The organism is Nonomuraea sp. SYSU D8015, from assembly GCF_008065375.1.
Classification (GTDB): domain Bacteria; phylum Actinomycetota; class Actinomycetes; order Streptosporangiales; family Streptosporangiaceae; genus Nonomuraea.
Map to the genome: position 1 here is coordinate 535,145 of NZ_VJYI01000005.1, position 24,548 is coordinate 559,692.

Genomic DNA, 24,548 nt, shown 5'->3' on the forward strand with positions numbered 1-24,548 from the left:
GGAGCGTGGCTCTGCCATGCCCGCATGCCCGCTGACGAGGAGTGACGGTGGTCTTTACCGGAGAGCACCAGGCGGAGGCGGCACGCCTGGCGAGGCTGACCCATTCCGGGGGGGACGAGCGGCCGCTCGCGGGGATCCGCGTCGCCATGCTCAATTTCCGCGAGCCCCGGCAGTCGACCGCCGGGGGCGCCGAGGAGTACGCCTGGCAGGTCAGCCGCTTCCTGCTGGCGCAGGGGGCGAAAGTGGTCTTCGTGACCGGCCGCCAGCGGGGGCAGCGCCGGGTGGAGGTCCTGGAGGACATCCAGCTGCGAAGGATGGGCAATCCGTATCTGGTCTATCTGCTGGTGCCGCTCTGGCTGCTGCTCCACCGGCGCCGCGTCGACGCCGTGATCGACACGATGAACGGCATCCCGTTCTTCTCCCCGCTCGTGGTGCGTCGCGGCACGCCCGTGCTCTGCCTCGTGCACCATGTCCACGACCGGCAGTTCCACGCCTTCCTCCCGCATTGGCTGGCCAGGATCGGCTGCTTCGTCGAAGGGCCCGTCGCCCGGCTGCTCTACCGCCGCTGCCTGACGATCACCGTCTCGGAGTCGTCCAAGCAGGAGCTCATCAGGAAGCTGCGCTGGCTCGCGCCGATCACCGTCGTGCCCAACGGCTGCGCCGAGCCCGCGGAGGTCGCGCCGGAGCCCGTCCAGGGCGACCCGACGATCGTGTACGCCGGCCGCCTGGTCGGCCACAAGCGCATCGAACGGGTCGTGGACCTGGCCGCCGAGCTGGAGACGGCGTGGCCCGAGCTGACCGTGCACGTCGTGGGCCGCGGCCCCGAGCAGGGCCCGCTGGCCCGGCGGATCGTGGACAAAGGGCTGTACGGACGGGTGGTGCTGCACGGATTCCTGCCCGATGCGCGCAAGAACGCGCTGCTCGCCGCCGCGTGGCTCAACGTGACGGCCTCGGAGTTCGAGGGCTGGGGGTTGACCGTGATCGAGGCGGCCGCCCTGGGGGTGCCGACGGTGGCCTACGACGTGGCGGGGTTACGCGACTCCGTACGCCACGGCGTCACCGGATGGCTGGTGCGGGACGGGGAGAGACTGGCGGACGTCGTGGAACGCGCGCTCAAGGAGCTGGCGGACCCGGCCCGCCGGGCCGAGGTGGCCGACGCCTGCCGCGCCTGGGCACGGGAATTTACGTGGACCCGAACAGGGGCTAGCATAACCGGACTCATCCTGGCGAACCTCCAAGATCGCGGCGGAGCCTATCAGTGACCCAAGCCTCGCCTGGACTCCGGGGGGAGTTCGCGGAGTCCACCGCCGAGAGCTACGAGACACGGATCAGACACAGGCTGCGACTGCTCGCCTCCTGCCTCCTGCTCGGCGCCATCGCGTTCAACACCTCGACCGAGAAGATCATCCCCGAGACCAAGCTCGACATGGCGGTCAACCCGCTGGGATTCCTCGGCCGAGCCCTGCACCTGTGGGACGGCGCCTACTTCGGCCACCTGCAGAACCAGGCCTACGGCTACCTCTTCCCGATGGGCCCGTTCTACGCGCTCGGCCTCAAGCTGGGCATGGAGGCGTGGACGGTCCAGCGGCTGTGGATGTCCCTGGTGTTGTGCACCGCGTTCCTCGGCGTGGTCCAGCTGGCCCGCGCTCTCGGCATCGGCGGCCCGCACACCCGCGTGATCGCCGGCTTCGTGTACGCGCTCGCGCCCCACGCCCAGGCGCTGATCGGCATCAACTCCTCGGAGTTCCTGCCCAGCGCCGTCCTGCCGTGGATCCTGCTCCCCCTGGTCAAGGGGGCCAGGCGGGAGCTGTCGCCGCGCCGGGCGGCGGCGTTGTCCGCGCTCGCCTTCCTCTTCTGCGGCGGCGTCAACGCCGTGGCCGAGGCCGCCGTGCTCCTCGTCCCGCTGGTGTATCTGCTGACCAGGGCGGGCGGGGCGGACAAATGGCGGCTGATCGCCTGGTGGCTGCCGCTCATCGCGCTCGCGTCGATGTGGTGGGTCGCCCCGCTGCTGACGTTGGGCGGCTACATCTTCTCGTTCCTGCCCTTCATCGAGACGGCCAGCGCGACGACCGGCGTCACTTCGCTGGTCAACGCGTTGCGCGGCACGTCGAGCTGGCTCAGCTTCCTGACGGTGGACGGGCAGACCTGGCTGCCCGACGCCCATCAGCAGTCCACGGTCCCGTGGCTCATCGTGGTGACCGCGGCCGTGGCGGCGCTCGGATTCGCCGGCCTCACTCTGCGCAGGCTGCCGGAGCGGCCGTTTCTCCTGATCAGCCTGCTGTGCGGGGTCGCCATCATCACGACGGGCCACCCGGGCACCCCGCACCACGAGCTGATGATCCAGCTGCTGGACGGCCCGCTGGCGGTCTTCCGCAACCTGCACAAGTTCGACGCGCTGATCAGGCTGCCCGTGGCGCTCGGCGTCGCCGGGCTGCTGTCACTGGTCCGGGTGCGCTGGCGGCGACCCCTGACCGTCGCCGCGGTCGGGCTCATGGGGTTGTCGAGCCTGCCCATCCTGTACGCGGGTCTCGCGCCGCCCGGCGGCTTCACCGCCATCCCCGATCACTGGAAGCAGGCCATCTCCTGGCTCAACCGCAACGCCGGGGACGGCATGGTGCTGGCCGTGCCCGGCGCCAAGCGCGGCGAGTACCTCTGGGGGCGCCCGCTGGACGAGCCGCTGCAGGCGCTCTCGCAGGCCCGCTGGGCCACGCACACCATCGTGCCGTGGGGGTCGGCCGGCATCTCACGCCTCATGGCGGCCATCGACGATCGCCTGGCCACCGGCGAGGGGTCCGCCGGGCTCACGGCCACGCTGCGCCGCATGGGCGTCACCCACCTGGTGGTCCGCAACGACCTGGACCGCGCCACCATCGGCACGGCCTGGCCGGTCCGTGTGCACCAGGCGCTGGAGGAGTCGCCCGGCATCTCGCTCGTGGCCCAGATGGGGCCCGGCGTCGGCATCGCCCAGTACGGCAAGGCCGCCGCCTGGCTCGACCAGCCCTACCACGCGGTCGAGATCTACCAGGTGTCGGGCGCCGCGCCGCTCGTCGGCACCGTCGACGCCACCCGCCCGCTGCGCGTGGGCGGCGCCCCCGAGGCCGTGCTCGACCTGGCCGAACAGGGACTCCTGGACGACGACCGCCCGGTCCTGCTCAACGACGACCCGGGCCAGGTGGAGGTGCCCGCGCAGGACACCGTGCTGACCGACACCCTGCGCCACCGCGAGCTCTCCTATCCCGACCTGCGCCGCAACGCCAGCGCCACGCTCACCGCCGGCGAGCCCCTCCGCGGCGACTCGCCGGCGAACGACATCCTCGACCCGGGATGGCGCAGATACCTGGCCACGGCCACGTTCAGCGGCATCGCCAAGGTCACGGCCTCCAGCTCGGAAGCGGACGTCACGGCGGCCCCCCAGACCCGGGAGCCCGGCCATCAACCCTTCGCCGCGCTCGACGGCGACCGGCGCACCAGCTGGCGCTCCACGGGCTGGAACGGCGCGGTCGGCGAATGGCTGGAGGTCACCTTCACCGAGCCGCTGACCGTCTCCACGATCCAGGTGGCCTTCGAGAACTCGCCCATCGGCCCGGCGCCCAGCGAGGTCGTGGTCGAGACCGACACCGGCTCCCTGCGCCAGCGGGTACGCGCCACCGCCGACCCGCAGGAGCTGGTGGTGCCGAAGGGCCCGATCAGCCGGCTCCGCCTGGAGGTGGCCGCCACCTCGCACAAGCCGGCCACCAGGCTCGGCGGCCGCGTCGGGATCACCGAGCTGACCATCCCCGGCGTCCAGGCCGGGCGCTCGATCACTGTGCCCGACCCCGACCCCGGCGCCGGCTCCGGCGAGCCCGCCGCGATCGCGCTCAGCAGGACCGGCGACGTCGCCGGCTGCGTGAAGGGCTCGCTCGCCTGGAGCTGCGCCAAGGGCCACGAGGTCCTGGGCGACGACGGCACCGGATTCGACCGCTCCTTCACCGTCAGGAAGGACGGCTCCTACGGCGTCACCGGCCGTACCGTGCTCACCGATCGCACCGCCATCGAGCGGCTCAGCACGCTGCCCGGCGACACCGTCAAGGTGCAGGCGTCCTCGACGGCGGTCGAGCACGGCGCGGCAGGCGGGCGGTGGGCGTTCGACGGCGACCCGAAGACCGCCTGGTTCGCCGACCCGCTCGACCCGCGGCCCACGCTGAGCGTCGAGCTGGCCCGCAGGATGCGGCTGTCGCAGATCCGCGTCGTGACGCCCGACTCCTACCTCGGCGCCCCGCCCATCCGGGTGACGATCCGCGCCGAAGGCGGGGTCAGGCAGAGCTGGGTGGGCAAGGACGGCCTCATCAGCTTCCCCGCCATGTCCGCCCAGAAGCTCAAGCTGGAGTTCGGCGCGTCGGGGGGCCGGTCCATCGAGATCAGCGACATCGCCTTCCCCGGGGTGCGTCCGCTCGGCCCGTTGACCGGCTTCCCGCTCAGGATGCCCTGCGGGTTCGGTCCCACGTTCACCGTGAACGGCGAGGCCATGCACACCGAGATCGTCGATGGCACGCTCGACGACGTGGTCACCGGCGAACCCGTCACGTTCAGGAGTTGCGAGCCGTTGCGGCTGGAGGCCGGGCCGTCCCGGATGGCGGTGCGGCCGGGCGAGGCCTACCGGATCGAGTCCGCGATCATCCGACCCGAGCCCGGCGGCCGGGCGGCCGCGCCCGTGGAGATGCGCGAGACGCTCGTGGAGTCGTGGGGCGCCGGCGAGCGCGTGGTCAAGGTCAGCGTCACCGACGACTCGTACCTGGTCGTCAACGAGAACTTCAACTCCGGGTGGCGGGCCGAGCTGGGCGTCGTCGAGCTCAAGCCGGTCCGGCTCGACGGCTGGCGGCAGGCCTGGTTCCTCCCCGCGTACACGGCGGGCACCGTCACGCTCACGTACGAGCCCGACGCGTCCTACCGCGCGGGACTGGCCGTGGGCGGCGTCCTGGCGGTGCTGGTCGCGGTGCTCGCGCTGGTCAGGACGGGCCCGACCGCGCGGCACTTCGCGCCGATGCGGCCCGCTCGCCTGCGTGCCGCGCACGTCCTGCCGTTCGCCGTCGCCCTGGGGTTCTGGGTCGGCGGAGTGCCGGGCGCGGCGGTCGTGGGCGCGCTCTACGCGCTGGGAGCGTGGCTGCGACCGCTGCGCGAGGCCGAGCACGTACGCGCGGGGCCCCGCAGGCGGCTGCTGTTCGGGCCGGCGGCCGGCGTCGCGCTCTACCTGGTCGCCGCGGCCCTCGTGGCGGCGGGCATGGGGGGTCTCTGGCCGCAGCTCCTCTGCCTGCCCCTGCTCGCGCAGCTGCTCGCCGAGATCCCCGCCCGGCGGGCGCCGGCGCGACAGGCTGAGATCCCCGTCCCCGTCGCCGCCGGCGGCCCGACCATGACGAGTGTTCCGTGACCGAGACGACCAAGCCGCGCACCGGGATCGTCCTCACCGTCCCGGGGCCGATGGCCCGCACCGCCGGGGCGGTGTCCCGGTGGGCGCGGCGGCGCGGCGTGCTGCTGGCCGCGCTCGCGCTCGTCGGCGCGGCCATGGCGTGGAAGGCGGCCATCGTCCAGAGCGCCTATTTCAAGGAGGACGACTTCGAGTTCGTGGCCAGGGCGATGGAGAGCGATCTCTCCTTCGACTACCTGACCCGGCTCCACGTCGGCCAGTTCATGCCGGGCGGTTTCCTCCTGGTGTGGCTGTCGTCCAGGCTCGAGCCCTTCGGCTGGGAGTACGCGGCGGGCGGGATCCTGCTGATGCACGCCTTCGCCGCGCTCGCCGTCCTGCGCATGCTGCGAGTCGTGTTCGGCGAGCGGCCGGCGATACTCGCGCCGCTCCTGGTCTTCCTCGTCGCGCCGGTCACCGTGCCCGTGCTCGTGTGGTGGGCGGCGGCGCTCAACACCGTCTTCCTGCAGGTCGCCCTGCCCATGGCGATCGCCTCGCACTGGCACTACCTGCGTACCGGCCGCCTGCGGCACGCCGTGGCGGCGGCGCTGTGGGTGCTGTTCGGGCTGCTGGGGTTCGTCAAGGGCTTCGCCGTGCCGCTGGTGTTGTTCGCGCTCACGGCGATCTACCACGGCGGCCTGGTCACCGCGCTGCGGCGGCACCTGGTGGCCTGGGCGATGTACGTGGTCCCGGTGGCGGCCTTCGGCGTGTTCTACGTCGAGAGATCGATGTCGTCGACCAGCGTCGGGGGACTGCCGACCTTGGGCCAGACCGCGGGCTTCCTGTGGGAGCTGCTCGGCAAGACCTTCGCCACCACGGTGCTCGGCGGCCCCTGGCGGTGGTTCGCGGGCGGCGACTGGGGGGTGGCCTCGCCGCCGCTGCCGGTGGTGATCGCCTCCCTGGTGACCTTGGCGGCCATGATGGCGGTCACCGTGTACTACCGCAGGCGGGCCGCCTGGGCCTGGGTGACGCTGATCGGATACATCGTCGTCGCCGACGCCGTGCCGGCGCTGTGGGGGCGGGTCTACCTGATCGGCTCGTTCGCCGGCACCAACACGCATTACATCGCCGACGCCGTCCCGCTGATGGCGCTGGTCGTCGGGCTCGTGGTGCTGGCGCTGCCGGAGGAGGCGGAGCCGTACCGGAAAGCGCTGCCCGGCAGGGAACGGGTGACCGGGGTCTGCGGCGCGGCGCTCGGACTGTTCGCAGGCGCGTCGCTGGTGACGGTCACGATCTTCGCGGGTTACCTGGGCAGCGACCGGCGCGAGCGCTACATCGAGACGGCCCGCGCCGAGCTGGCCAGGGTGCCACCGGGCACCGTGATCTACGACCGGGTCGTGCCGGCCGAGGTGATGCCGAGCAGCTACCAGGCCTACAGCCTGACCTCCAGGGTGCTGGGCGCGATGGCCTCGCCGCGGCTCAGGGCCACGATGAAGGCGCCGCCCGCGGCGCTCGACGGCATGGTCTTCGACGACCAGGGCCGCCTGCGGCCCGTGGACGTCGACGGCATCCCGCTCGCCCCGGCCACGTCCGACCGGTGCTGGCCGATCACCGGCGGGACGGTGCAGGTGCCGCTGGACAACCGCGTCAGCCGGGTGGAGGGCACGCTGGTCAGGCTGGGGTACGCCGCCCGCGCGGACACGAAGATCACGTTGTGGATGGGCGACCGCGCCACCGACGTGAAGCTGCGGGCGGGCCTGGGCCAGGTGTTCATGGTCGCGACCCCGGGCGCCGACCGCATCGTCGTGCACGACATGCCGGAGGGCGTGTGCCTCGGCGACGTGAAGCCGGGACGGGCGGTGCCGCGACCGTGAACGTCATGAGCCGCAGGAACCTCGCGCTGGTCCTGGCCGGCGTGGGCGCCTTCCTGCTGACGCTCATCCCGCTGACCCGCCTGTACGTCTACGGCCAGGTGCTCAAGGCCCCGCTGGAGCAGCAGAGCATGACCAGGTCCGTGGCCGAGTCGGCGACGTACCTGGACCCGGCCACGATGCGTCCGGCGGTGGGGGACCTCGTGCAGACCCGCTGGCTGATCGGCGACGTGCTGGCCGGCGACGACGACCGCGCGGTGTGGGGCGAGTCGGTCTCCATGGCCACGCGGGAGGACGAGCGGCTGGACTACCACGAGCGGCGCCTGGCCTTCGACCGGCGGACGGGCGCCATCGTCAACTGCTGCGGCGAATACCTCGACGAGGACACCACGATCAAGCAGTCGGGGCAGGCCTTCCGCTGGCCGTTCAACGCCGAGCGCCGCGACTACACGCTGTTCGACCTGCGGCTGCGCCGGCCCGTCACGGCCGCGTTCGACGGGGTCGAGCAGGTCCGTGGCGTCGAGACCTACCGCTACGTCCAGCGCACGCCGCGCCAGCTCGTGCCGGGGGAGACGGCGCCGCTGCCACGCCACCTCCTCGGGCTGCCGGGGAAGGGCGACGTCGGGCTGGCCCGCCACGCCGAGATCCGGCGCACGTACTGGGTCGAGCCGGTCAGCGGCCAGCCCGTCAAGACGCTGGACGAGGTCAAGGAGACGCTGGTCACGGCCGACGGACGCGGCCGGCTGACCGCGCTGGACGCGGTGTTCCGTACCACGGAGGCCGACGTCGTGGCGGCGCTGAACACGGCGGCTGCCTACCGCCGCTGGATCCTGCTGCTGGGGACCGTGGCCCCGGTGGGCGGCGGCCTGCTCGGCGCGGGCTGCGTGGCGACCGCCCTGTGGCTCGCGCGGCGGCGCTCATCTGCGGCGCAGGACGAGGAGCAGGTTCCAGGTGACCAGCTCGCGGATGCCAGGTAGGTGGACGACATGCCGGGCCCAGCGGGGATGGTAGCGAGGGATCGCATCCAGGATCTCCGCGTCGCGGCACCGCCGGGCCCAGGCCAGCGGCTTGGCCACCCCGATGGCGTACATGCTCTCGCCGTAGACGTTCTTGGGCGGCTTGCCGTGCCTGCGCGCGTACCGGCGGGCGGCGTAGTGGCCGCCCAGGTAGTGCCAGGGAGAGGTCTCGTGGCCGCCCCACGGGGAGAGCCAGACGGTGTACGACAGGTAGACGATCCCGCCGGGGCGGGTGACCCTGACCATCTCGTCGGCCATCCGGAGCGGGTCGGGGACGTGCTCCAGCACGTTCGAGGAGAAGCACACGTCCACCGAGCCCGTGGCGAGGGGCAGGTCGAGCGCGCTGCCCAGCACCGCGTCCTGGGGCAGGACGCCGTCGCGCAGGCGCATCTCGCCGGCGTCGCAGTCCACGCAGACGGGCCGCGCGCCGACGGCCCGCAGGGCGTCGGCGAAGTAGCCGGGGCCGCCTCCGATGTCGGCCACGGTGGCGCCGGCGAGGTCCGTGTAGGTGGCGAGCTGGGCGACCGTGTCCTGGGCCAGGGTGCCGTAGAAGAAATCCGGATCGCTCTGCTCGAGGCGGAAGGCACGCAGCAACCGGACGGATCTACCGAGATCCGCTCGGAACGGTACGGGGGTGTCCACGGGGGTGGACTTTACCAACAAGAAACCTGCTCGCAGGTCTGCCGCCCCACTGTCGTGCGAGGTCAAGGCCGTAGCGGCAGTGGGCGCAGATTTCTTATTGGGGAAGGACCCGACCATGGTTGACGACGTCAAGCGCGCGGAACCCCTGCAGATCACGCTGCCCGCGATCCGGACCGGCCCGGTCGTGGGCGTCGGCCTGCTGCTCATCCTCATCTCGCTGGTCTTCCGGGCCGGCGTCCTCAGCAGGGCGTATTTCGTCGAGGACGACTTCCTCTTCGTGGCCGGCGCCGCCGACAGCGGGCTCACCTGGGACTACCTGACCCGGGTGCACAAGGGCCACCTCATGCCGGGCGCGCTGGCCGTGGTGTGGCTGCTCACGTCAGTGGCGCCGTACAGCTGGACGCTGGTCTCGGTCGTGACCCTGGCGGTCCAGGCGGCGGCCTCGATCATGTTCCTGGTGCTGCTGCGGCGGCTGTTCGGCGACCGCGCGGTCGTGCTGGCCGCGCTGGCCGTCTACGTCTTCGCCCCGCTCACCGTGCCCGCCATGAGCTGGTGGTCGGCCGCGCTCAACGCGGTGCCGCTACAGCTCGCGCTGGTCGGCGCGCTGGCCGCGCACATCAGGTACGTACGCGAGGGCAAGGGCCGCTGGCACGCTCTGATCTGGACCGCCGTCGGCATGGCCTTCTCCACCAAGGGCGTGTTCATCCCCTTCGTGGTGCTCGGCATCACCAGCGCCTACCTCGGCAAAGGCTTATGGGCCCGCGCGGCGCTCACCGAGCTGCGCAGGCCCGTCTGGTGGGCGCACGGCCTGCTGCTGGCCGGATACGGCGTGCTCTACTGGCTGCGCCGCGACAGCGCCGGCTCCGACGCGCTGACCGGGCCGAAATCAGAGGTCGTCCCCGGGCTGCTGCGCCGGCTGCTGGGCGAGACCTTCCCGACGGGCGCCGTAGGCGGCCCGCTGCGCTGGGGCGGGGTCACCTCCACCGGAGGGCTGGCCGACCCGGCCTCGGCCACTGTGGTCGCGTCATGGACGCTGATCGCGCTGCTGGTCGTGGTCACGTGCGTGTACCGCCGGCGGGCCTGGCGGGCGTGGGCCGTCCTGGCCGCCTACGTCGTCGTGGCCGACGCGGTCCCCACCGTGATCGCGCGGGCGACCGCGTGGGACCTGGTGGGCGCGGAGACCAGGTACGTCGCCGACGCCGCGGTGCTGGCCGCCCTCTGCCTGGCGCTGGCCTGGCAGCCGGTCGAGGGCGAGCCCGAGGACGCCCGGCGCAGGCCGCTGCCGGGCGGGCTGTCGCTGGCCGCGGGCGGGCTGACGATCGTCTACCTGGTCGTGTCCGTGCTCTCGATCAACGCCTTCCGCGACACGCTCAGCGGCGACAAGGTCAGGACCTACCTGGACAACGCGCGCGCCTCGCTGGCCACCGCGTCGCCGGACGCCGACATCTACGCGCGTCCCGTGCCGCAGGAGATCGTCCTGCCCTGGAACGGGCCCCGGCGGCTGACGTCGTACGTGCTCGCGCCCTTGGCCGACCCCGACACCAGGGAGCGCATGCGCGATCCGCGCCCCTCCGCCGAGCCGTACGTCTTCGACGCCACGGGCAAGCTCGTCCTGGTGGGCCGGGTCACCCCGTACTTCGACGGGGTCAAGGGCAGGAAGTGCTACCCCGCGGGCAAGGTCTTCCCCGTCGAGTCGTTCGGCGGGCCCGGAATGGTGGTGGCCATGGCCTATGTCAGCCCCCAGCCGGTGCACGTCGTGGTGGATCTCGGCGGCACCGAGCGGGCGGCCACGCTGCCGGCGACCGGCGTCATGGGAGCGCTGTACTACGTCCCGCACGACGGGGTCGGCAAGGGCCTGAGGATCGCCGCGGCCGGCGGTCAGGGTCAGGCGTTCTGCCTCAAGGCGGTGGCGTTCGGCGAGCCGGGGCCCGCGCCTCCGGCGCCCTGAGGGATGAAGCGGATCAGCCGCCTGGCGGGCTCCTCCACGTAGCGGTAGGTGAGCCCGGACAGCGCGATCGTGAGCGCGCCGATCGCGACCAGGTTGACGAGCAGGTTGCCGGTCCACGGCTTCTGGCCGGTGAAGTCGTACCAGAGGTAGATGACCACGAACTGCCACAGGAAGACGCCGTAGGAGATCCGGCCGAGGTAGCTCATGACCCGCCCGCCGAGCAGTTCGCGCACCCGCGTGGGCCGCTCGGGCTCCAGTGCCGCGGGCGCGACCAGGCAGAAGGCGATGAGCGTGTAGAGCGCCTGCTCGTAGAGGGCGGTCCAGATGCCGCCGAGGCCGACGAAGCGGGGCCCGGTCACCGGGGTGGCGGCGATCAGGTAGGCCAGCCCGGCGATCGTCCACAGGGTGGCCCAGGAGGACGCCAGGGCCGCGCACAGCCGCCGGACGCGGCCGTCCTCGGCCCTGGCCCACACGGTCAGGACGGCCAGCGCCATGCCCGGCACGAAGAACGTCCACGAGCGCGGCAGCCAGACGTTCATCCACGGGCGGTACTCGGGGAAGTACTCGAAGATCGTGTACACGTACGACAGGGCGCCGAAGACCGCCAGCCCGATGAGCAGTCGCCTGGCCCTGGCCCGCAGGTCCGGCCCCGCGGCCAGGGCGAAGCGCCGCAGCGCGGCCGCCATCAGCGGGAGCGTGAGGTAGAAGGTCAGCTCGACCGCAAGGCTCCACATCTGTCCGAGCCCTTTGGGGCCGAGGCCGAACCACCACGGGGCGAGGTCGTAGATGTGCACCAGGAACAACATCTGCGCCCACGTCCACGGATCGGACCGGTGGGCCTCGCCCCACAGCAGCAGGGCCACGGCCACCACCAGCCAGTACGCGGGGATGATGCGGAGGAACCGCCGCCACAGGTAACGGCGCGTGTCCGGAGCCCGGTCGCCGGTCAGGACCTCGGCCGCCCACGGGCGGTACAGCAGCAGGCCGGACAGCGTGAAGAAGATCGGAACGCCGATCTCGCCCCTGGACAGCACGCCACCCAGGAACCCCGGCTCCAGCGCCGTCCCCGCCTCCATCGCGACGTGGAAGAGCAGCACGGCGAAGGCGGCCACGGCGCGTATCCCGTCGAGCGACGCCTGGTGCCCGGAGATCACCGGAGCCGCCGTCGATGTAGAACCTGTTTCGGTCACGTTTCCGCATCCCTGGTGACGTTGGTCACTCACCGCAATAACATACCGGCGAGTAGAACTAGTTCCAGTCACTTAACCACCCAGACAGGCGTCCGTGCACCTGCACATGGAGGGTCCATGAACCGGGTCGTCGTTGGCAGCGTCCTCATCGCCGTCGGGGCATTCCTCATCGTTCTGTCTCCCCTGCTGCGCTTCCAGGTGGCGCCCGCGCTCATCGCCGCCGCGGGCGACCACTACGGCATCAGCAAGCTCCGGGCCACCGGCGCTCAGTACTTCAGCATCCCCGACGGCAAGGTGCTGACCGCCGACCTCGACATCATCGTCACCACGCGTGGCGACGTGAAGGAGGCGGCGGGTGACCGCGTCGTGTGGGACGAGTTCACCGCCGTGAACGACGTCACCAACGGCAAGCCCGGCATCAACTACACCGAGCGGCGCAGCGCCTTCGACAAGCGCTCCGGGGTCGGGCTCAACTGCTGCGGCGTGAGCATCGACAAGGCTCCGGTGCAGCTCCAGGGGCAGATCTACAAGTTCCCGTTCGACGTGGAGAAGAAGAGCTACCTGGTCTTCAACTCCACCACGGGCAAGGCGTACGAGGCCAAGTTCGTCGGTGAGGAGCAGGTCAACGGGCTGAACACGTACAAGTTCGAGCAGGTCGTCCCCGAGACGAAGACCCAGACGCTGAACGCCCCGGCCGCCTGGTTCGGCATGGGCGACTCGGGTGACGTGCAGCTCGACCGCTACTACTCCGGCACCAACACCTTCTGGATCGAGCCCACCACCGGCGCGCCCGTCCGCCAGGAGCAGCAGCGCAACGAGGTGCTCAAGAGCCAGGACGGCGTCGAGCGCTCCAAGGCGTTCGTGGCCACGGCCAAGATGACCGACGACACCGTCAACGGGCTCGTGGACAGCGCTCGCGAGGGCAAGAGCCAGATCACGCTGATCAGGACCACGTTGCCGATCGTGCTGGCGGTCGTGGGCGTCGTGTTGTTCGTGGGAGGCATCCTGCTGACCGTCCGGGGCCGCAGGGCGGCATGAGCCAGGACGTGATCACGCGGCCCAGGACGGCGATCTCGCCCGTGCTGGCGCTGGTCAAGGCGGCCAGGCCGCGCCAGTGGGTGAAGAACGTGCTGGTCCTGGCCGCGCCCCTGGCCGCCGGGGTGCTGGGCCAGCCGCGCAGTCTGCTCGCCGCGCTGCTGGTCTTCGCCGCGTTCTGCCTGGCCGCGAGCGGCTCCTACCTGATCAACGACGCCTCCGACGTCGAGGCCGACCGGCTGCACCCGCGCAAGCGGCGGCGGCCGATCGCGGCAGGCGAGGTGTCGGTGCGAACGGCCCGGGTGACCGGCGTCGGCCTGCTCGTCCTGGCGCCCGCGGTGGCCGCGTTCACCGGGGGCTGGGAGGCGCCCGCCGTGGTCGCCGGGTACGTCGCCCTCACGTTGTCGTACACGCTGTGGCTCAAGCACCAGGAGGTCGTGGACCTGATCGCGGTCGCCGGGTGCCACGTGATCAGGGCCTACGCCGGGGCAGTGGCCGTCGACGTGCCGGTGACCGGCTGGTTCCTGGTGGTCGTGTCGCTGGCCGCGCTGCAGATCGTGGCCGGCAAGCGCGAGGCGGAGCTGCGGGCCCAGGGCGCCAACGGGACGCGCGCGACGCTGGCCGCCTACTCTCCCGCCTATCTGGCCCAGGTCCGGATCATGTGCTCGGGCGCGATGATCGTGACGTACTGCCTGTGGGCGCTCAACGCGCACGCCGACCTCTTCTACGGGCTCAGCATCATCCCGTTCCTCCTGCTCGTGCTCAGGCACAACCTGCTGGTGGACCGGGGGAGGGGCGAGGAGCCGGAGGAACTCGTCCTACGCGACCGGCAGACCCTGCTCTTCGCCGCCGGGCTCGTTACCCTGGTGGCCTTGGGGATCTACAGATGACGACGTTCCTGACCGGCTGGGGACGCACCGCGCCCACGCCGGCCGAGCTCGCGCGGCCGCGTTCCGTCGCGGAGCTGTGCGAGCTGGTCGCGGCCGCGCCCGGGCGCGGCGTGGTGGCGCGCGGCCTGGGCCGGTCGTACGGCGACGCCGCGCAGAACGCCGGAGGCCTCGTCCTCGACTGCACCGGCCTCGACACGTGGACCTTCGACGAGAGCAGTGGCCTGGTGACCGCCTCCGGCGGCGTCAGCCTGCACGACCTGATGACCGCGCTCGTCCCCCGCGGCTGGTTCGTCCCCGTCAGTCCCGGCACCCGGCACGTCACCGTCGGCGGCGCCATCGCGGCCGACGTCCACGGCAAGAACCACCACCGCGACTCCTCCTTCGGCGCACACGTGCGCTCGATCACACTGGTGACCGCCGACGGGACGGTCCGGACCCTCCGCCCCGGCGACCCCCTCTTCCCGGCCACCGTCGGCGGCATGGGGCTGACGGGGGTGATCGCCGAGGCCACATTCGGCTGCGTGCCCGTCGAGACCTCCTTGATGCGGGTGGACGTGCAGCGCACCGCCGACCTGGACGAGACGCTGGCGACCATGGCGGCCACCGACGACCGCTACCGCTACACGGTGGCCTGGATCGACCTGCTCGCCAGGGGCCGCCGGATGGGGCGCAGCGTGCTCACCAGAGGCGACCACGTGACGCGCGCGGAGGAAAAGGAGTCCCCGGCCTTCGCGCCCGGCGCGCTGCTGCGCGCGCCCGCGTGGGCGCCCGGCGGGCTGCTCAACGGCGTGAGCGTGCGCGCGTTCAACGAGCTCTGGTACCGCAAGGCGCCGCGCCGCAAGACCGTCGTGCAGGGCATCGCGCCGTTCTTCCACCCGCTCGACTTCGTCGACGGCTGGAACCGCATGTACGGCTCGCGCGGCTTCGTCCAGTACCAGTTCGTGGTCCCCTTCGGCGCGGAGGACACGCTGCGCGGCATCGTCGGGTCGCTGTCGGCGCACGGCACCGTGTCGTTCCTGACCGTGCTGAAGAGGTTCGGCCCCGGCTCCGGCGGGCTGCTGTCCTTCCCCATGCCCGGCTGGACGCTGGCCCTGGACATCCCCGTCGGGCAGCGCGGTCTCGGCGGCCTGCTGCGCGGCTTCGACCGGCGCGTGGCCGCGGCCGGCGGCCGGGTCTACCTCGCCAAGGACGCGCGGCTGCGCGCTGACATGATGGCGGCGATGTATCCCGAGCTGGAACGGTGGCGGCGGATCAGGGACGAGGCCGACCCCGCCGGGCTGTTCCGCTCCGACCTGGCCAGGAGGCTGCGGTTGTGAAGAACGCTCTCGGCGCGGTGGACACGGTGCTGCTGCTCGGCGGGCGCAGTGAGATCGGCCTGGAGATCGTCCGGCTGCTGGTGGGGCTGGGCGCGAGCCGGGTGGTGCTGGCTGTGCGGGGCGGGTTCGACCCGCCGGAGCTGGGCGGCGCGGAGGTCCACGTCGTGCCGTTCGACGCGCTCGACGTCCAGGGCCACGGCGCCGTCTTCGCCAAGGCGGCCGAACTGGTGGGCGACCTCGACGTGGTGATCTCTGCGTTCGGCGTCCTCGGGTCCCAGGCCGGCTACGACGCCGACCCCGCGGCCGCCGCCGAGGCGGTCGCGGTCAACTACGGCGCCCACGTGTCCGTGGGCCTGCACGCCGCCAGGGTGCTGCGCGAGCAGGGACACGGCACGCTCGTGGTGCTGTCGTCGGTGGCGGGCGCGCGGGTGCGCAAGGCCAACTTCGTGTACGGCTCCGCCAAGGCCGGCCTCGACGGCTTCGCCCAGGGGCTCGGCGACGCCCTGCACGGGTCGGGCGCCAAGGTGCTGATCGTGCGGCCGGGCTTCGTGATCGGGCGGATGACGAAGGGGCTGACCCCCGCGCCGATGTCCTCGACGCCCCGGCAGGTGGCGGTGGCCACGGTGGGCGCGCTCCGCGAGGGCAGGTCGTCCGTCTGGGTGCCGCGCGCGCTCGGGCCCGCCTTCGGCCTGCTGCGGCTGCTGCCCCGCCCGCTCTGGCGGAGGCTCCCGCGCTAGAACTCGTTCCATCAGGATGACCGACCAAAGGTTCTAGAGTAGAACGCGTTGCAGTTTGCTGGGTCCGCGGCTTATCGTCGGCTCATGCGGACACGTGTCACGGACATGTTCGGAATCGAGCTCCCGATCTTCGCGTTCAGCCACTGCAGGGACGTGGTCGCCGCCGTCAGCCGGGCGGGCGGCATGGGGGTCCTGGGGGCGCTCTACTTCACGCCTGAAGAGCTCGAGATGGAGCTCAAATGGATCGACGACCACGTGGACGGCAAGCCGTACGGCGTGGACGTCGTCATGCCGGCCTCCTACGAGGGCGCCGACTTCGCCCCCGACGAGCTGGTGGGCCGCCTGCAGTCGATGATCCCCGAAGGGCACCGCGCGTTCGTCGAGAACCTGCTGGCCAAGCACGGGGTGCCGCCCCTGTCCTCGGACGCGGACTCGGGCAAGGTGCTGCTCGGCTGGACGGACGTCACGGCCCGTCCTCAGGTCGAGGTCGCCCTGCGCCACCCCATCGCCCTCCTCGCCAACGCGCTGGGCCCGCCTCCCGCCGACGTCGTGGAGCTGGCCCACGCGCACGGGGTCAAGGTCGCCGCCCTCGCCTCCACGCCCCGCCACGCGCTCAAGCAGGTCGAGGTGGGGGTGGACGTGGTGGTCGCCCAGGGCACGGAGGCCGGCGGGCACACCGGGGAGATCTCCACGATGGTCCTGATCCCGCAGGTGGTGGACGCCGTGGACGTGCCCGTCCTGGCGGCGGGCGGCATCGGCAACGGCCGTCAGATGGCGGCCGGGATGGCCCTGGGGGCCGAGGGCGTGTGGACGGGATCGTTGTGGCTCACCGTCGAGGAGGCCGACACGCCGGAGATGGCCAAGCGCCGCATCCTGCAGGCCACCTCCCGGGACACGGTCCGCTCACGCAGCTGGACCGGCAAGCCGGCGCGGCTGCTCAAGAACGAGTGGACGGACGCCTGGGAGTCGGAAGAGTCGCCGGGGACGCTTCCGATGCCGTTGCAGTTCATGCTGGTGTCGGACGCGCTGCGGCGCATCGGCCGCTCGGACGCCTCCGAGCTGTCCACGTTCCCCGCCGGCCAGATCATCGGCATCACCAACCAGGTCCGCTCCACGAAGGACGTGGTCTTCGGCCTGGTGGAGGAGTACGGAGAGGCGCTGGAACGCCTCTCCCGCATCACCCAGGACTGACACCCTCGGGGGCTGCGCCCCCCGAGCACCCCCCAACCCTGCCCCCGGGGGCTGCACCTCCTTCCGAGGCGGGACACCCGCGGGTGCCTCGTGATCGGGCACGATATAGGCGATCAGGGCCTTCTGTGTCATGCTCCCCTCCCCCTGCCGGACGGCCGGACAAGGGGAGGCTACGAGGTGGCGGCGGCCCGTCGCGTCGGGGACGCCCCCGGGAAATCTCTCAATGGCCCTCGTAACGCGGCGCGCGCTTCTCGCGGAAGGCGCGGGAGCCCTCCTTGGCGTCCTGTGAGCCGATGACCGGCCAGCCGAGCTCGTCCGACACCTTCAGCGCCTCCGGCTCCGACAGACCCAGGGTGTCCCGGTACGTGCGGAGGATCGCCTGGACCGCCAGCGGGCCCGAGGCGGCCACGTCGTCGGCGAGCTCGCGGGCCGCCGTCAGCGCCTGGCCGTCCGGGACCACGCGGTTGACCAGGCCCATCGACAGGGCCTCCGCCGCCGTGATGGCGCGCCCGGTCAGCAGCAGGTCCATGGCGTGGCAGTACGGGATCTGCCGGGGCAGCCGGACGGCGCTGCCGCCCATGGGGAACAGGGCGCGCTTGGCCTCGAAGAGCCCCAGCGTGGCAGACTCCGCCACCACCCGCAGGTCGGTGCCCACCAGCAGCTCGGTGCCTCCGGCGACCGCGTAGCCCTCCACCGCGCAGATGATCGGCTTGGTGGGCAGGTCCTCGCGCAGGAGGCCCTTCCAGTGGAAGTTGGGGATCTGGGCGGCCCTGGCCTGGACCTCCGGGTCCGTCGAGGGTTGTCCCATGGCCTTCAGGTCGGCGCCGGAGCAGAACGTGCCCTCCGCGCCGGTCAGGATCGCCACCCGGATCCCGGGCTCCGTCGACGCGTACGCCCACGCCGAGGCCAGCCCGATCAGCATGTCCGAGGAGAGCGCATTGCGGGCCTCCGGCCGGTTCATGGTGACGATGAGGACGTGGCCGTCGCGTTCGACCCGGCAGTGGGGGGTGCTGATCGGCAGGAGCTCCACGGACGCCTCCGAAGGTGTCGAATCAAGCGCTTGCTACACATTGCGCCCCAGGATACGCTCCCACCAGCAAACGAGAACAGGTTCCTATTTTTTGCTGCCTGACCTCAGGAGTTCAGATGGGCACGCTCGGTTTCTGGAGGCTCGCGCAGGCGGATCCCGAGTGGATCGCGGCCGTGGACCCCGACGGCACGCAGCACCGCGCCGGCGACCTCCTGGCCAGATCGAACCGCCTCGTACACGGCCTGCGCGACCTCGGGCTCGAGGCCGGCGACGGCATCTGCGGCCTGGTGCCCAACGGCGCCGACGGCCTGGTGCTCTACCTGGCCGCGCTGCAGGCCGGCTGGTACTACACGCCGATCAACTGGCATCTCACCGGACCCGAGATCGCCTACATCGTCTCCGACAGCGAGGCGAAGGCGTTCTTCGTCCACCCGCGCTTCCTGGCCGAGGGCGCCCGCGCGGCCGAGGCCATCGCGCCCGAGCGCCGCTTCGTGTTCGGGGAGGCCCCGGGGTTCCGGTCGGTGAGCGAACTCGTCGACGGCCGCCCCGACACCGCCCCGGAAGACCGCACCGCCGGCGCCACCATGCACTACACCTCGGGCACCACCGGCAAGCCCAAAGGCGTCAAACGCCCGCTGAACGGCCTGGACCCGGACGACTCCGCCGAGCTGATGACGTTCCTGCTCGGCTTGTTCGGGATCACGCCGGGCCGCCCGAACGCCCACCTCATCACCTCCCCGTGCTACCACACCGCCGTCACCCAGTTCGGCGGCACCGCCCTGCACATGGGGCACACGCTGGTCTACATGGACCGCTTCGACGCCGAGGAGATGCTGCGGGTCTGCGAGCGGCACCGCGTCACCAACTCCCACCTGGTGCCGACGCACTTCAAGCGCTTGCTCGCGCTGCCGGAGAAGACCAGGGAGAGCTACGACCTGTCCTCGCTGAAGTGGATGATCCATGCCGCCGCCCCCTGTCCAGTGCCGGTGAAATGGGCCATGTTGGAGTGGTGGGGCGACTGCGTGTACGAGTACTACGCGGCCACCGAAGGCGGCGGCACCTTGGCCACGCCCGAGGACTGGAAGGCGCACCCGGGCACGGTGGGGAAGGCCTGGCCGATCAGCGAGCTGCTCATCGTGGACGAGCAGGGGGAGCCGGTGCCGACCGGCACCCCGGGCACGATCTACATGAAGATGATGGGCGTCCAGTTCGAGTACAAAGGCGATCCCGAGAAGACCGCCGCGAACCGGCTCAAGGACTACTTCACCGTCGGGGACATCGGCTACCTGGACGAGGACGGCTTCCTGTTCCTGTGCGACCGAAAGGCCGACATGATCATCTCCGGTGGGGCGAACATCTACCCGGCCGAGATCGAGAACGAGCTCATGATCCACCCCAAGGTGGCGGACGTGGCCGTGTTCGGCATCCCGGACGAGGAATGGGGCGAGCAGATCAAGGCCGTCGTCGAGCCGGCGCCGGGCGTCGAGCCGGGCCCCGAGCTGGCCGCGGAGCTGCTGGCCTCGCTGGAGGGCAGGCTGGCCAGGATGAAGTGGCCCAAGAGCATCGACTTCATCGCCGAGATGCCCCGCGAGCCGAACGGCAAGCTGCTCAAACGCAAGCTCCGCGACCCGTACTGGGAGGGACACGACCGTGCCATCTGATCCGCTGGTAACTCAGCACGTCCTGGAGTTCCCCGGCGGCTACACCCGTTCCACCGGGCCGGTGGTCGGCCGGTTCCTGAGCGAGCTGCGCGCCCGCCGCATCGTCGGGGTGCGCACGGCGGAGGGCCGGGTGCTGGTGCCGCCCCTCGAGTACGACCCGGCCACCGGCGAGCCCGTCACCGGCGAGTACGTCGAGGTCGGCCCGGCCGGCACGGTCACCACGTGGAACTGGGTGCACGAGCCGCTGGACGGACACCCGCTCGACCGCCCCTTCGCCTGGGCGCTGATCAAGCTCGACGGCGCCGACACGGCGCTGGTGCACGCGGTGGACCCCGAGCACGTCAAGGCGATGCGGACCGGGATGCGCGTATGGCCGGTCTGGCGCGACCAGCCCACCGGCCACATCACCGACATTTCGCATTTCGTCCCCGAGGTCACGAAGATCGTCTCCAACGTGCGCGGCGAATACCGCATCCAGGCCGGTGGCGCGCTCCGCGTCTTCCTGGAGGGCATCGAACGCGGCGTCTTTCTCGGCGGCCGCTGCGACCGGTGCGACAAGGTGTACGTGCCCTACCGCGCGGCCTGCCCCGAATGCGGAGGCGTCATCCCGGACACGCTCGAACTTCCCGACACCGGGACGATCACCACGTTCGCCATCAACAACCTGCCCGACCCGCGCGCCCCGCAGGTGCCCTTCGTGTCGGCGTACATCCTGCTCGACGGGGCGGACATCCCCATGATCGCGCTGATCGGCGACGTGCCCGCGCACGAGGTGCGCCAGGGCATGCGGGTCAAGGCCGTCTGGGTCCCCGAGAGCGAGCGCACGGCGTCCATGGCGAACATCCGCTGGTTCGCCCCCACCGGCGAGCCCGATGTGGAGCTGTCATGAGAGAGGTCGCGATCGTCGCGTTCGCCCAGACGCGGCACACCCCCCACGACACCGGGCTGAGCGAGCCCGAGCTGATCCTGCCCGTGATCAACGAGGTCAAGGAGCGCACCGGGCTCGACAGGTTCGGCTTCACCTGCTCGGGCAGCTGCGACTACCTCGCCGGCGCGCCGTTCTCGTTCGTGTCGGCGCTCGACGCGCTGGCCGCCTGGCCGCCCATCTCGGAGAGCCACGTGGAGATGGACGGTGCCTGGGCGCTGTACGAGGCGTGGGTGCGCCTCCAGCATGGCGACGTCGACTCCGCGCTGGTCTACGGCTTCGGCAAGTCGTCGCTCGGCGACCTGCGTACGATCATGACGCTCCAGCTCGACCCCTACTACCTGGCCCCCCTCGGCCTCGACCAGCTTTCCTACGCCGCGCTCCAGGCCGCCGCCGTCGGCGCGGACCGGAAGGAGCTCGACGAGATCGTCCGCCGTAGCCGGGCCGACGGCCGGGCCAACCCGTACGCGCTCGACCTGCCCGACCCCGAGGGCGAGGACTTCGCCGTCCAGCCGCTGAAGCAGACGGACGTGCCGCCGATCACGGACGGCGCGGCCGCGATCGTGCTCGCGGCCGGAGACCTGGCCACGGAGCTGTCCGACAGTCCCGCCTACATCAGGGGCATCGCGCATCGCATAGAGCCCCACTACCTGGGTATGCGGGACCTGGGCCGGTCGGCCTCCGCGGCCGATGCCGCACGTGCCGCGGGGGTCGGCAAAGGTCCCGTCGAGGTGGCCGAGCTGCACGCCCAGTTCCCGCACGAGGAGATCATCCTGCGCGAGGCGCTGGAGCTGACCGGCGACACGGTGATCAATCCGTCGGGCGGCCCGCTGGCCGCCAACCCGGTCATGGCCACCGGGCTCATCCGCATCGGCGAGGCGGCCAGGCGCATCCTCGACGGCCACGCGCGCCGCACCGTCGCCCACGCCGCGGGCGGCCCCTGCCTGCAGCACAACCTCGTGACGGTCCTGGAGGCGTGACATGGGAAACCGTTGTGCGGTCATCGGCGTCGGGCAGACGCACTACACGACCCGGCGCAGGGACGTGTCGATCGCCGGGCTGGTGCGCGAGGCGGCGCTGCGGGCGCTGGAGGACGCCGGCCTGACGTTCAAGGACATCGACGCCGTCGTCATCGGCAAGGCGCCGGACCTGTTCGAGGGCGTGATGATGCCCGAGGCGTACCTGGCCGACGCGCTCGGCGCGGCCGGCAAGCCCATGATGCGGGTGCACACCGCGGGCAGCGTGGGCGGCTCCACGGCGCTGGTCGGCGCCAGCCTCGTCCAGGGGGGCGTGCATGACAGGGTGCTGGTCGTGGCGTTCGAGAAGCAGTCGGAGTCCAACGCCACCTGGGCCCTCTCCACGCACCTGCCGTTCAGCTCATCGCTGGTGGTGGGGGCGGGCGGCTACTTCGCGCCGCACATCCGCGAGTACATGCGCAGGTCCGGCGCCCCCGGCCACATCGGCACGCTCGTGGCGGTCAAGGACCGGCTCAACGCGCTCAAGAACCCCTACGCGCACCTCAAGATCCCCGGCATCGACCAGAAGATGGTCGAGTCCACGCCCATGCTGTGGGAGCCGATCCGCTACCTGGAGACCTGCCCGTCCAGTGACGGCGCGTGCGCGATGGTCCTGTCGTCGGAGTCCGCGGTCACCGGCGTTCCGGCCTGGGTGCACGGCACCGCCATGCGCTCCGAGCCGATCTTCCGCGCCGGGCGCGACATGGTCACCCCGCAGGGGGGCAAGGACTGCGCGGCCGACGTCTACCGTCAGGCCGGCATCGCCGACCCACGGCGGCAGATCGACGTCGCCGAGACGTATGTGCCGTTCTCCTGGTACGAGCCGATGTGGCTGGAGAACCTGGGGTTCGCGGCGGAAGGGGAGGGATGGAAGCTCACCGAGTCGGGCGCCACGGCGCTCGACGGTGACATTCCGTGGAACGCCTCGGGCGGGGTGCTGTCCAGCAACCCGATCGGGGCCTCCGGGCTGATCAGGTTCGCCGAGGCCGCGCTGCAGGTCCGCGGGATGGCCGGCGAACACCAAGTGGACGGCGCCCGCACGGCGCTCGGCCACGCCTATGGCGGGGGAGCCCAGTTCTTCGCGATGTGGATCGTCGGACGGGAGAAGCCCTAATGGAGTTCAACCACGCGGACCTCTTCGAAGGGCTCGCGGACGCGATCGGGGAACGTACCGCGGTGATTTGCGGCGATGACCGCCGCACCTACGCCGAGCTGGACGCCGAGGCGAACCGGCTCGCGCACTATCTGATGGACCTCGGCATCCAGCCGGGGCAGCACATCGGTATCCAGCTCTACAACGGCGTCCCGTACATCGCCGGCATGCTGGCCGCCCTCAAGATCCGGGCCGTGCCGATCAACGTCAACTACCGGTACGTGGAGTCCGAGCTGCTCTATCTCTACCGGGACTCCGACATCCGGGCGCTGATCTACGACGTCGAGTTCGACGCGCGGGTGGCCGCCGTCGCCGACCAGGCGCCGCTGCTGGAGCACCTGATCTCGGTGGGCGGGCCGTCGGCCATCGGGTCCGCGGTGCCGTACGAGACCGCTCTGGACCGGGGCAAGCCGGAACGGGGCTTCCCGCCGCGCTCCGGCCAGGACGTGTACATCATCTACACCGGCGGCACCACCGGCATGCCGAAGGGCGCGATGTGGCACGTCGAGGACCTCTTCATGGGCTTCGGCGGCGGCAACCCGGGCGGCGAGCCGCGCGCCACCCCTCAGGAGGTGATCGACGCGGCCGTCGCGTCAGGTCCTCTCTTGATGTTCCCCGTCGCGCCGCTGATGCACGGCGCCGCTCAGATGGCCACGTTCATCAGCTGGTGGATGGGCGGGAGCGTCGCGTACATCCGCAAGTTCGACGGTGCCGAGGTGTGGCGGACGGTCGAGCGCGAGCGCGTGAACACCATCAACATCACCGGCGACGCCATGGCCCGGCCCATGGCCGAGGCGCTGGCGGAGGGCTCCTACGACGTGTCGTCACTGATCGTGATCAGCTCGACCGGGGCCATCCTGAGTGGCGCGGTCCGGGACCGTCTCCAGGAACTGCTCCCGAACGTCATGATCGTCGACAACTTCGGGTCCACCGAATCCGGTTACACCGCCTCCGGCGTGGCCGGCTCGACGCCGGAGAAGGGCCTGCGGTACCAGCCGAACTCCGTGGTCAAGCTGGCCGTGCTCGACGAGAAGGGCCGGCCCGTCGAGCCCGGGTCCGGGCAGCTCGGGACGGTGGCCAGGTCGGGGCGGGTGGCGTTCGGCTACTACAACGACCCCGAGAAGACCGCCCGCACGTTCGTCACGGACGAGAACGGCACGCGATGGCTGCTGACCGGCGACCTGGCGACCGTCGACACCGACGGCACCGTGAACGTGCTCGGCCGGGGCTCGCAGTGCATCAACACCGGCGGGGAGAAGGTGTTCCCCGAGGAGGTCGAGGCCGTGCTCAAGGGGCACCCTGCCGTGTTCGACGCGGTGGTGACCGGGGTGCCGGACGCGCGGTGGGGCAACAAGGTGGCGGCCGTGATCGAGCCGCGGCCCGGCGTCGAGGTCACGGCCGAGGAGCTGGACACGCACTGCAGGAAGCTCCTGTCGGGCTACAAGGTGCCCCGCTCGTACGCGTTCGTCGCCGAGATGGTGCGCTCGCCGGCCGGCAAGGCCGACTATCGGTGGGCGCGGGAGACGGTGGAGGCCGCGGGGTCCTGAAGG

The 24,548-nt window shown here is 71.5% G+C and carries 18 protein-coding genes; 15 read left to right on the forward strand and 3 right to left on the reverse strand.

The annotated features are described in order from the left end of the window. Window positions 1-47: 47 nt before the first annotated feature. From ID574_RS24795 to ID574_RS24810, 4 genes are read left to right on the forward strand one after another with little or no spacing between them, the layout of a single operon-like run. Window positions 48-1,262, forward strand: a complete 1,215-nt coding sequence (locus ID574_RS24795) for a glycosyltransferase family 4 protein (protein WP_223167030.1) — start codon at window positions 48-50, stop codon at window positions 1,260-1,262. Beyond that, complete coding sequence (locus ID574_RS24800; protein WP_188191325.1) at window positions 1,259-5,404, forward strand: alpha-(1->3)-arabinofuranosyltransferase domain-containing protein; 4,146 nt, start codon at window positions 1,259-1,261, stop codon at window positions 5,402-5,404. Before ID574_RS24795 ends, ID574_RS24800 begins: the two co-directional genes overlap by 4 nt. Continuing rightward, the gene (locus tag ID574_RS24805) at window positions 5,401-7,251 is read left to right on the forward strand and encodes a diguanylate cyclase family protein (RefSeq protein ID WP_188191326.1); all 1,851 of its coding nucleotides are present in this window, start codon (window positions 5,401-5,403) and stop codon (window positions 7,249-7,251) included. Before ID574_RS24800 ends, ID574_RS24805 begins: the two co-directional genes overlap by 4 nt. A gap of 5 nt (window positions 7,252-7,256) precedes the next feature. Next, on the forward strand, window positions 7,257-8,225 hold the full coding sequence (locus ID574_RS24810) for a cell envelope lipid trafficking protein PgfA (RefSeq protein WP_188191327.1): 969 nt from the start codon (window positions 7,257-7,259) through the stop codon (window positions 8,223-8,225). Here the strand turns inward: ID574_RS24810 and ID574_RS24815 are convergent. Next, window positions 8,166-8,906: a class I SAM-dependent methyltransferase gene (locus tag ID574_RS24815; RefSeq protein WP_223167031.1), complete on the reverse strand. Its 741-nt coding sequence runs from the start codon at window positions 8,904-8,906 to the stop codon at window positions 8,166-8,168. The genes ID574_RS24810 and ID574_RS24815 overlap by 60 nt on opposite strands. Window positions 8,907-9,021: 115 nt before the next feature. Between ID574_RS24815 and ID574_RS24820 the strand changes: the two genes are divergently transcribed. Beyond that, window positions 9,022-10,854: a hypothetical protein gene (locus ID574_RS24820; RefSeq protein ID WP_188191328.1), complete on the forward strand. Its 1,833-nt coding sequence runs from the start codon at window positions 9,022-9,024 to the stop codon at window positions 10,852-10,854. On the opposite strand, the gene ID574_RS24825 is transcribed toward ID574_RS24820, so the two are convergent. Next, complete coding sequence (locus ID574_RS24825) at window positions 10,791-12,044, reverse strand: acyltransferase family protein (RefSeq protein WP_188191329.1); 1,254 nt, start codon at window positions 12,042-12,044, stop codon at window positions 10,791-10,793. The two genes, ID574_RS24820 and ID574_RS24825, sit on opposite strands and share 64 nt — an antisense overlap. A gap of 117 nt (window positions 12,045-12,161) precedes the next feature. Between ID574_RS24825 and ID574_RS24830 the strand changes: the two genes are divergently transcribed. From ID574_RS24830 to ID574_RS24850, 5 genes are all read left to right on the forward strand, one after another. Further along, window positions 12,162-13,082 (forward strand): cell envelope lipid trafficking protein PgfA, encoded by a 921-nt coding sequence (locus ID574_RS24830; RefSeq protein ID WP_188191330.1) that lies wholly within the window; start codon window positions 12,162-12,164, stop codon window positions 13,080-13,082. Next, on the forward strand, window positions 13,079-13,969 hold the full coding sequence (locus ID574_RS24835) for a decaprenyl-phosphate phosphoribosyltransferase (protein ID WP_188191331.1): 891 nt from the start codon (window positions 13,079-13,081) through the stop codon (window positions 13,967-13,969). Before ID574_RS24830 ends, ID574_RS24835 begins: the two co-directional genes overlap by 4 nt. Continuing rightward, window positions 13,966-15,285: an FAD-binding oxidoreductase gene (locus ID574_RS24840; RefSeq protein ID WP_188191332.1), complete on the forward strand. Its 1,320-nt coding sequence runs from the start codon at window positions 13,966-13,968 to the stop codon at window positions 15,283-15,285. The genes ID574_RS24835 and ID574_RS24840 overlap by 4 nt, the downstream gene beginning before the upstream one ends. Then, window positions 15,282-16,022 carry a decaprenylphospho-beta-D-erythro-pentofuranosid-2-ulose 2-reductase gene (locus tag ID574_RS24845; RefSeq protein ID WP_188191333.1) on the forward strand — a complete coding sequence of 247 codons (741 nt, stop codon included), beginning with the start codon at window positions 15,282-15,284 and terminating at the stop codon, window positions 16,020-16,022. The genes ID574_RS24840 and ID574_RS24845 overlap by 4 nt, the downstream gene beginning before the upstream one ends. A gap of 84 nt (window positions 16,023-16,106) precedes the next feature. After that, window positions 16,107-17,213 (forward strand): NAD(P)H-dependent flavin oxidoreductase, encoded by a 1,107-nt coding sequence (locus ID574_RS24850; protein ID WP_188191334.1) that lies wholly within the window; start codon window positions 16,107-16,109, stop codon window positions 17,211-17,213. Between the two features lie 220 nt (window positions 17,214-17,433). Here the strand turns inward: ID574_RS24850 and ID574_RS24855 are convergent, their stop codons facing one another. After that, the gene (locus tag ID574_RS24855) at window positions 17,434-18,243 is read right to left on the reverse strand and encodes a crotonase/enoyl-CoA hydratase family protein (protein WP_188191335.1); all 810 of its coding nucleotides are present in this window, start codon (window positions 18,241-18,243) and stop codon (window positions 17,434-17,436) included. Between the two features lie 116 nt (window positions 18,244-18,359). Between ID574_RS24855 and ID574_RS24860 the strand changes: the two genes are divergently transcribed. From ID574_RS24860 to ID574_RS24880, 5 genes are read left to right on the forward strand one after another with little or no spacing between them, the layout of a single operon-like run. Beyond that, window positions 18,360-19,904, forward strand: coding sequence for an acyl-CoA synthetase (locus ID574_RS24860; RefSeq protein ID WP_188191336.1), 1,545 nt, complete (start codon window positions 18,360-18,362; stop codon window positions 19,902-19,904). Then, window positions 19,894-20,793 carry a Zn-ribbon domain-containing OB-fold protein gene (locus ID574_RS24865; RefSeq protein ID WP_223167032.1) on the forward strand — a complete coding sequence of 300 codons (900 nt, stop codon included), beginning with the start codon at window positions 19,894-19,896 and terminating at the stop codon, window positions 20,791-20,793. Before ID574_RS24860 ends, ID574_RS24865 begins: the two co-directional genes overlap by 11 nt. Continuing rightward, window positions 20,790-21,809, forward strand: a complete 1,020-nt coding sequence (locus ID574_RS24870) for a thiolase domain-containing protein (RefSeq protein ID WP_188191337.1) — start codon at window positions 20,790-20,792, stop codon at window positions 21,807-21,809. Before ID574_RS24865 ends, ID574_RS24870 begins: the two co-directional genes overlap by 4 nt. A 1-nt stretch (window position 21,810) precedes the next feature. Then, window positions 21,811-22,959, forward strand: coding sequence for a thiolase domain-containing protein (locus tag ID574_RS24875; protein WP_188191338.1), 1,149 nt, complete (start codon window positions 21,811-21,813; stop codon window positions 22,957-22,959). Then, window positions 22,959-24,545, forward strand: a complete 1,587-nt coding sequence (locus tag ID574_RS24880; protein ID WP_188191339.1) for an acyl-CoA synthetase — start codon at window positions 22,959-22,961, stop codon at window positions 24,543-24,545. Before ID574_RS24875 ends, ID574_RS24880 begins: the two co-directional genes overlap by 1 nt. The last annotated feature ends 3 nt before the right edge of the window (window positions 24,546-24,548 follow it).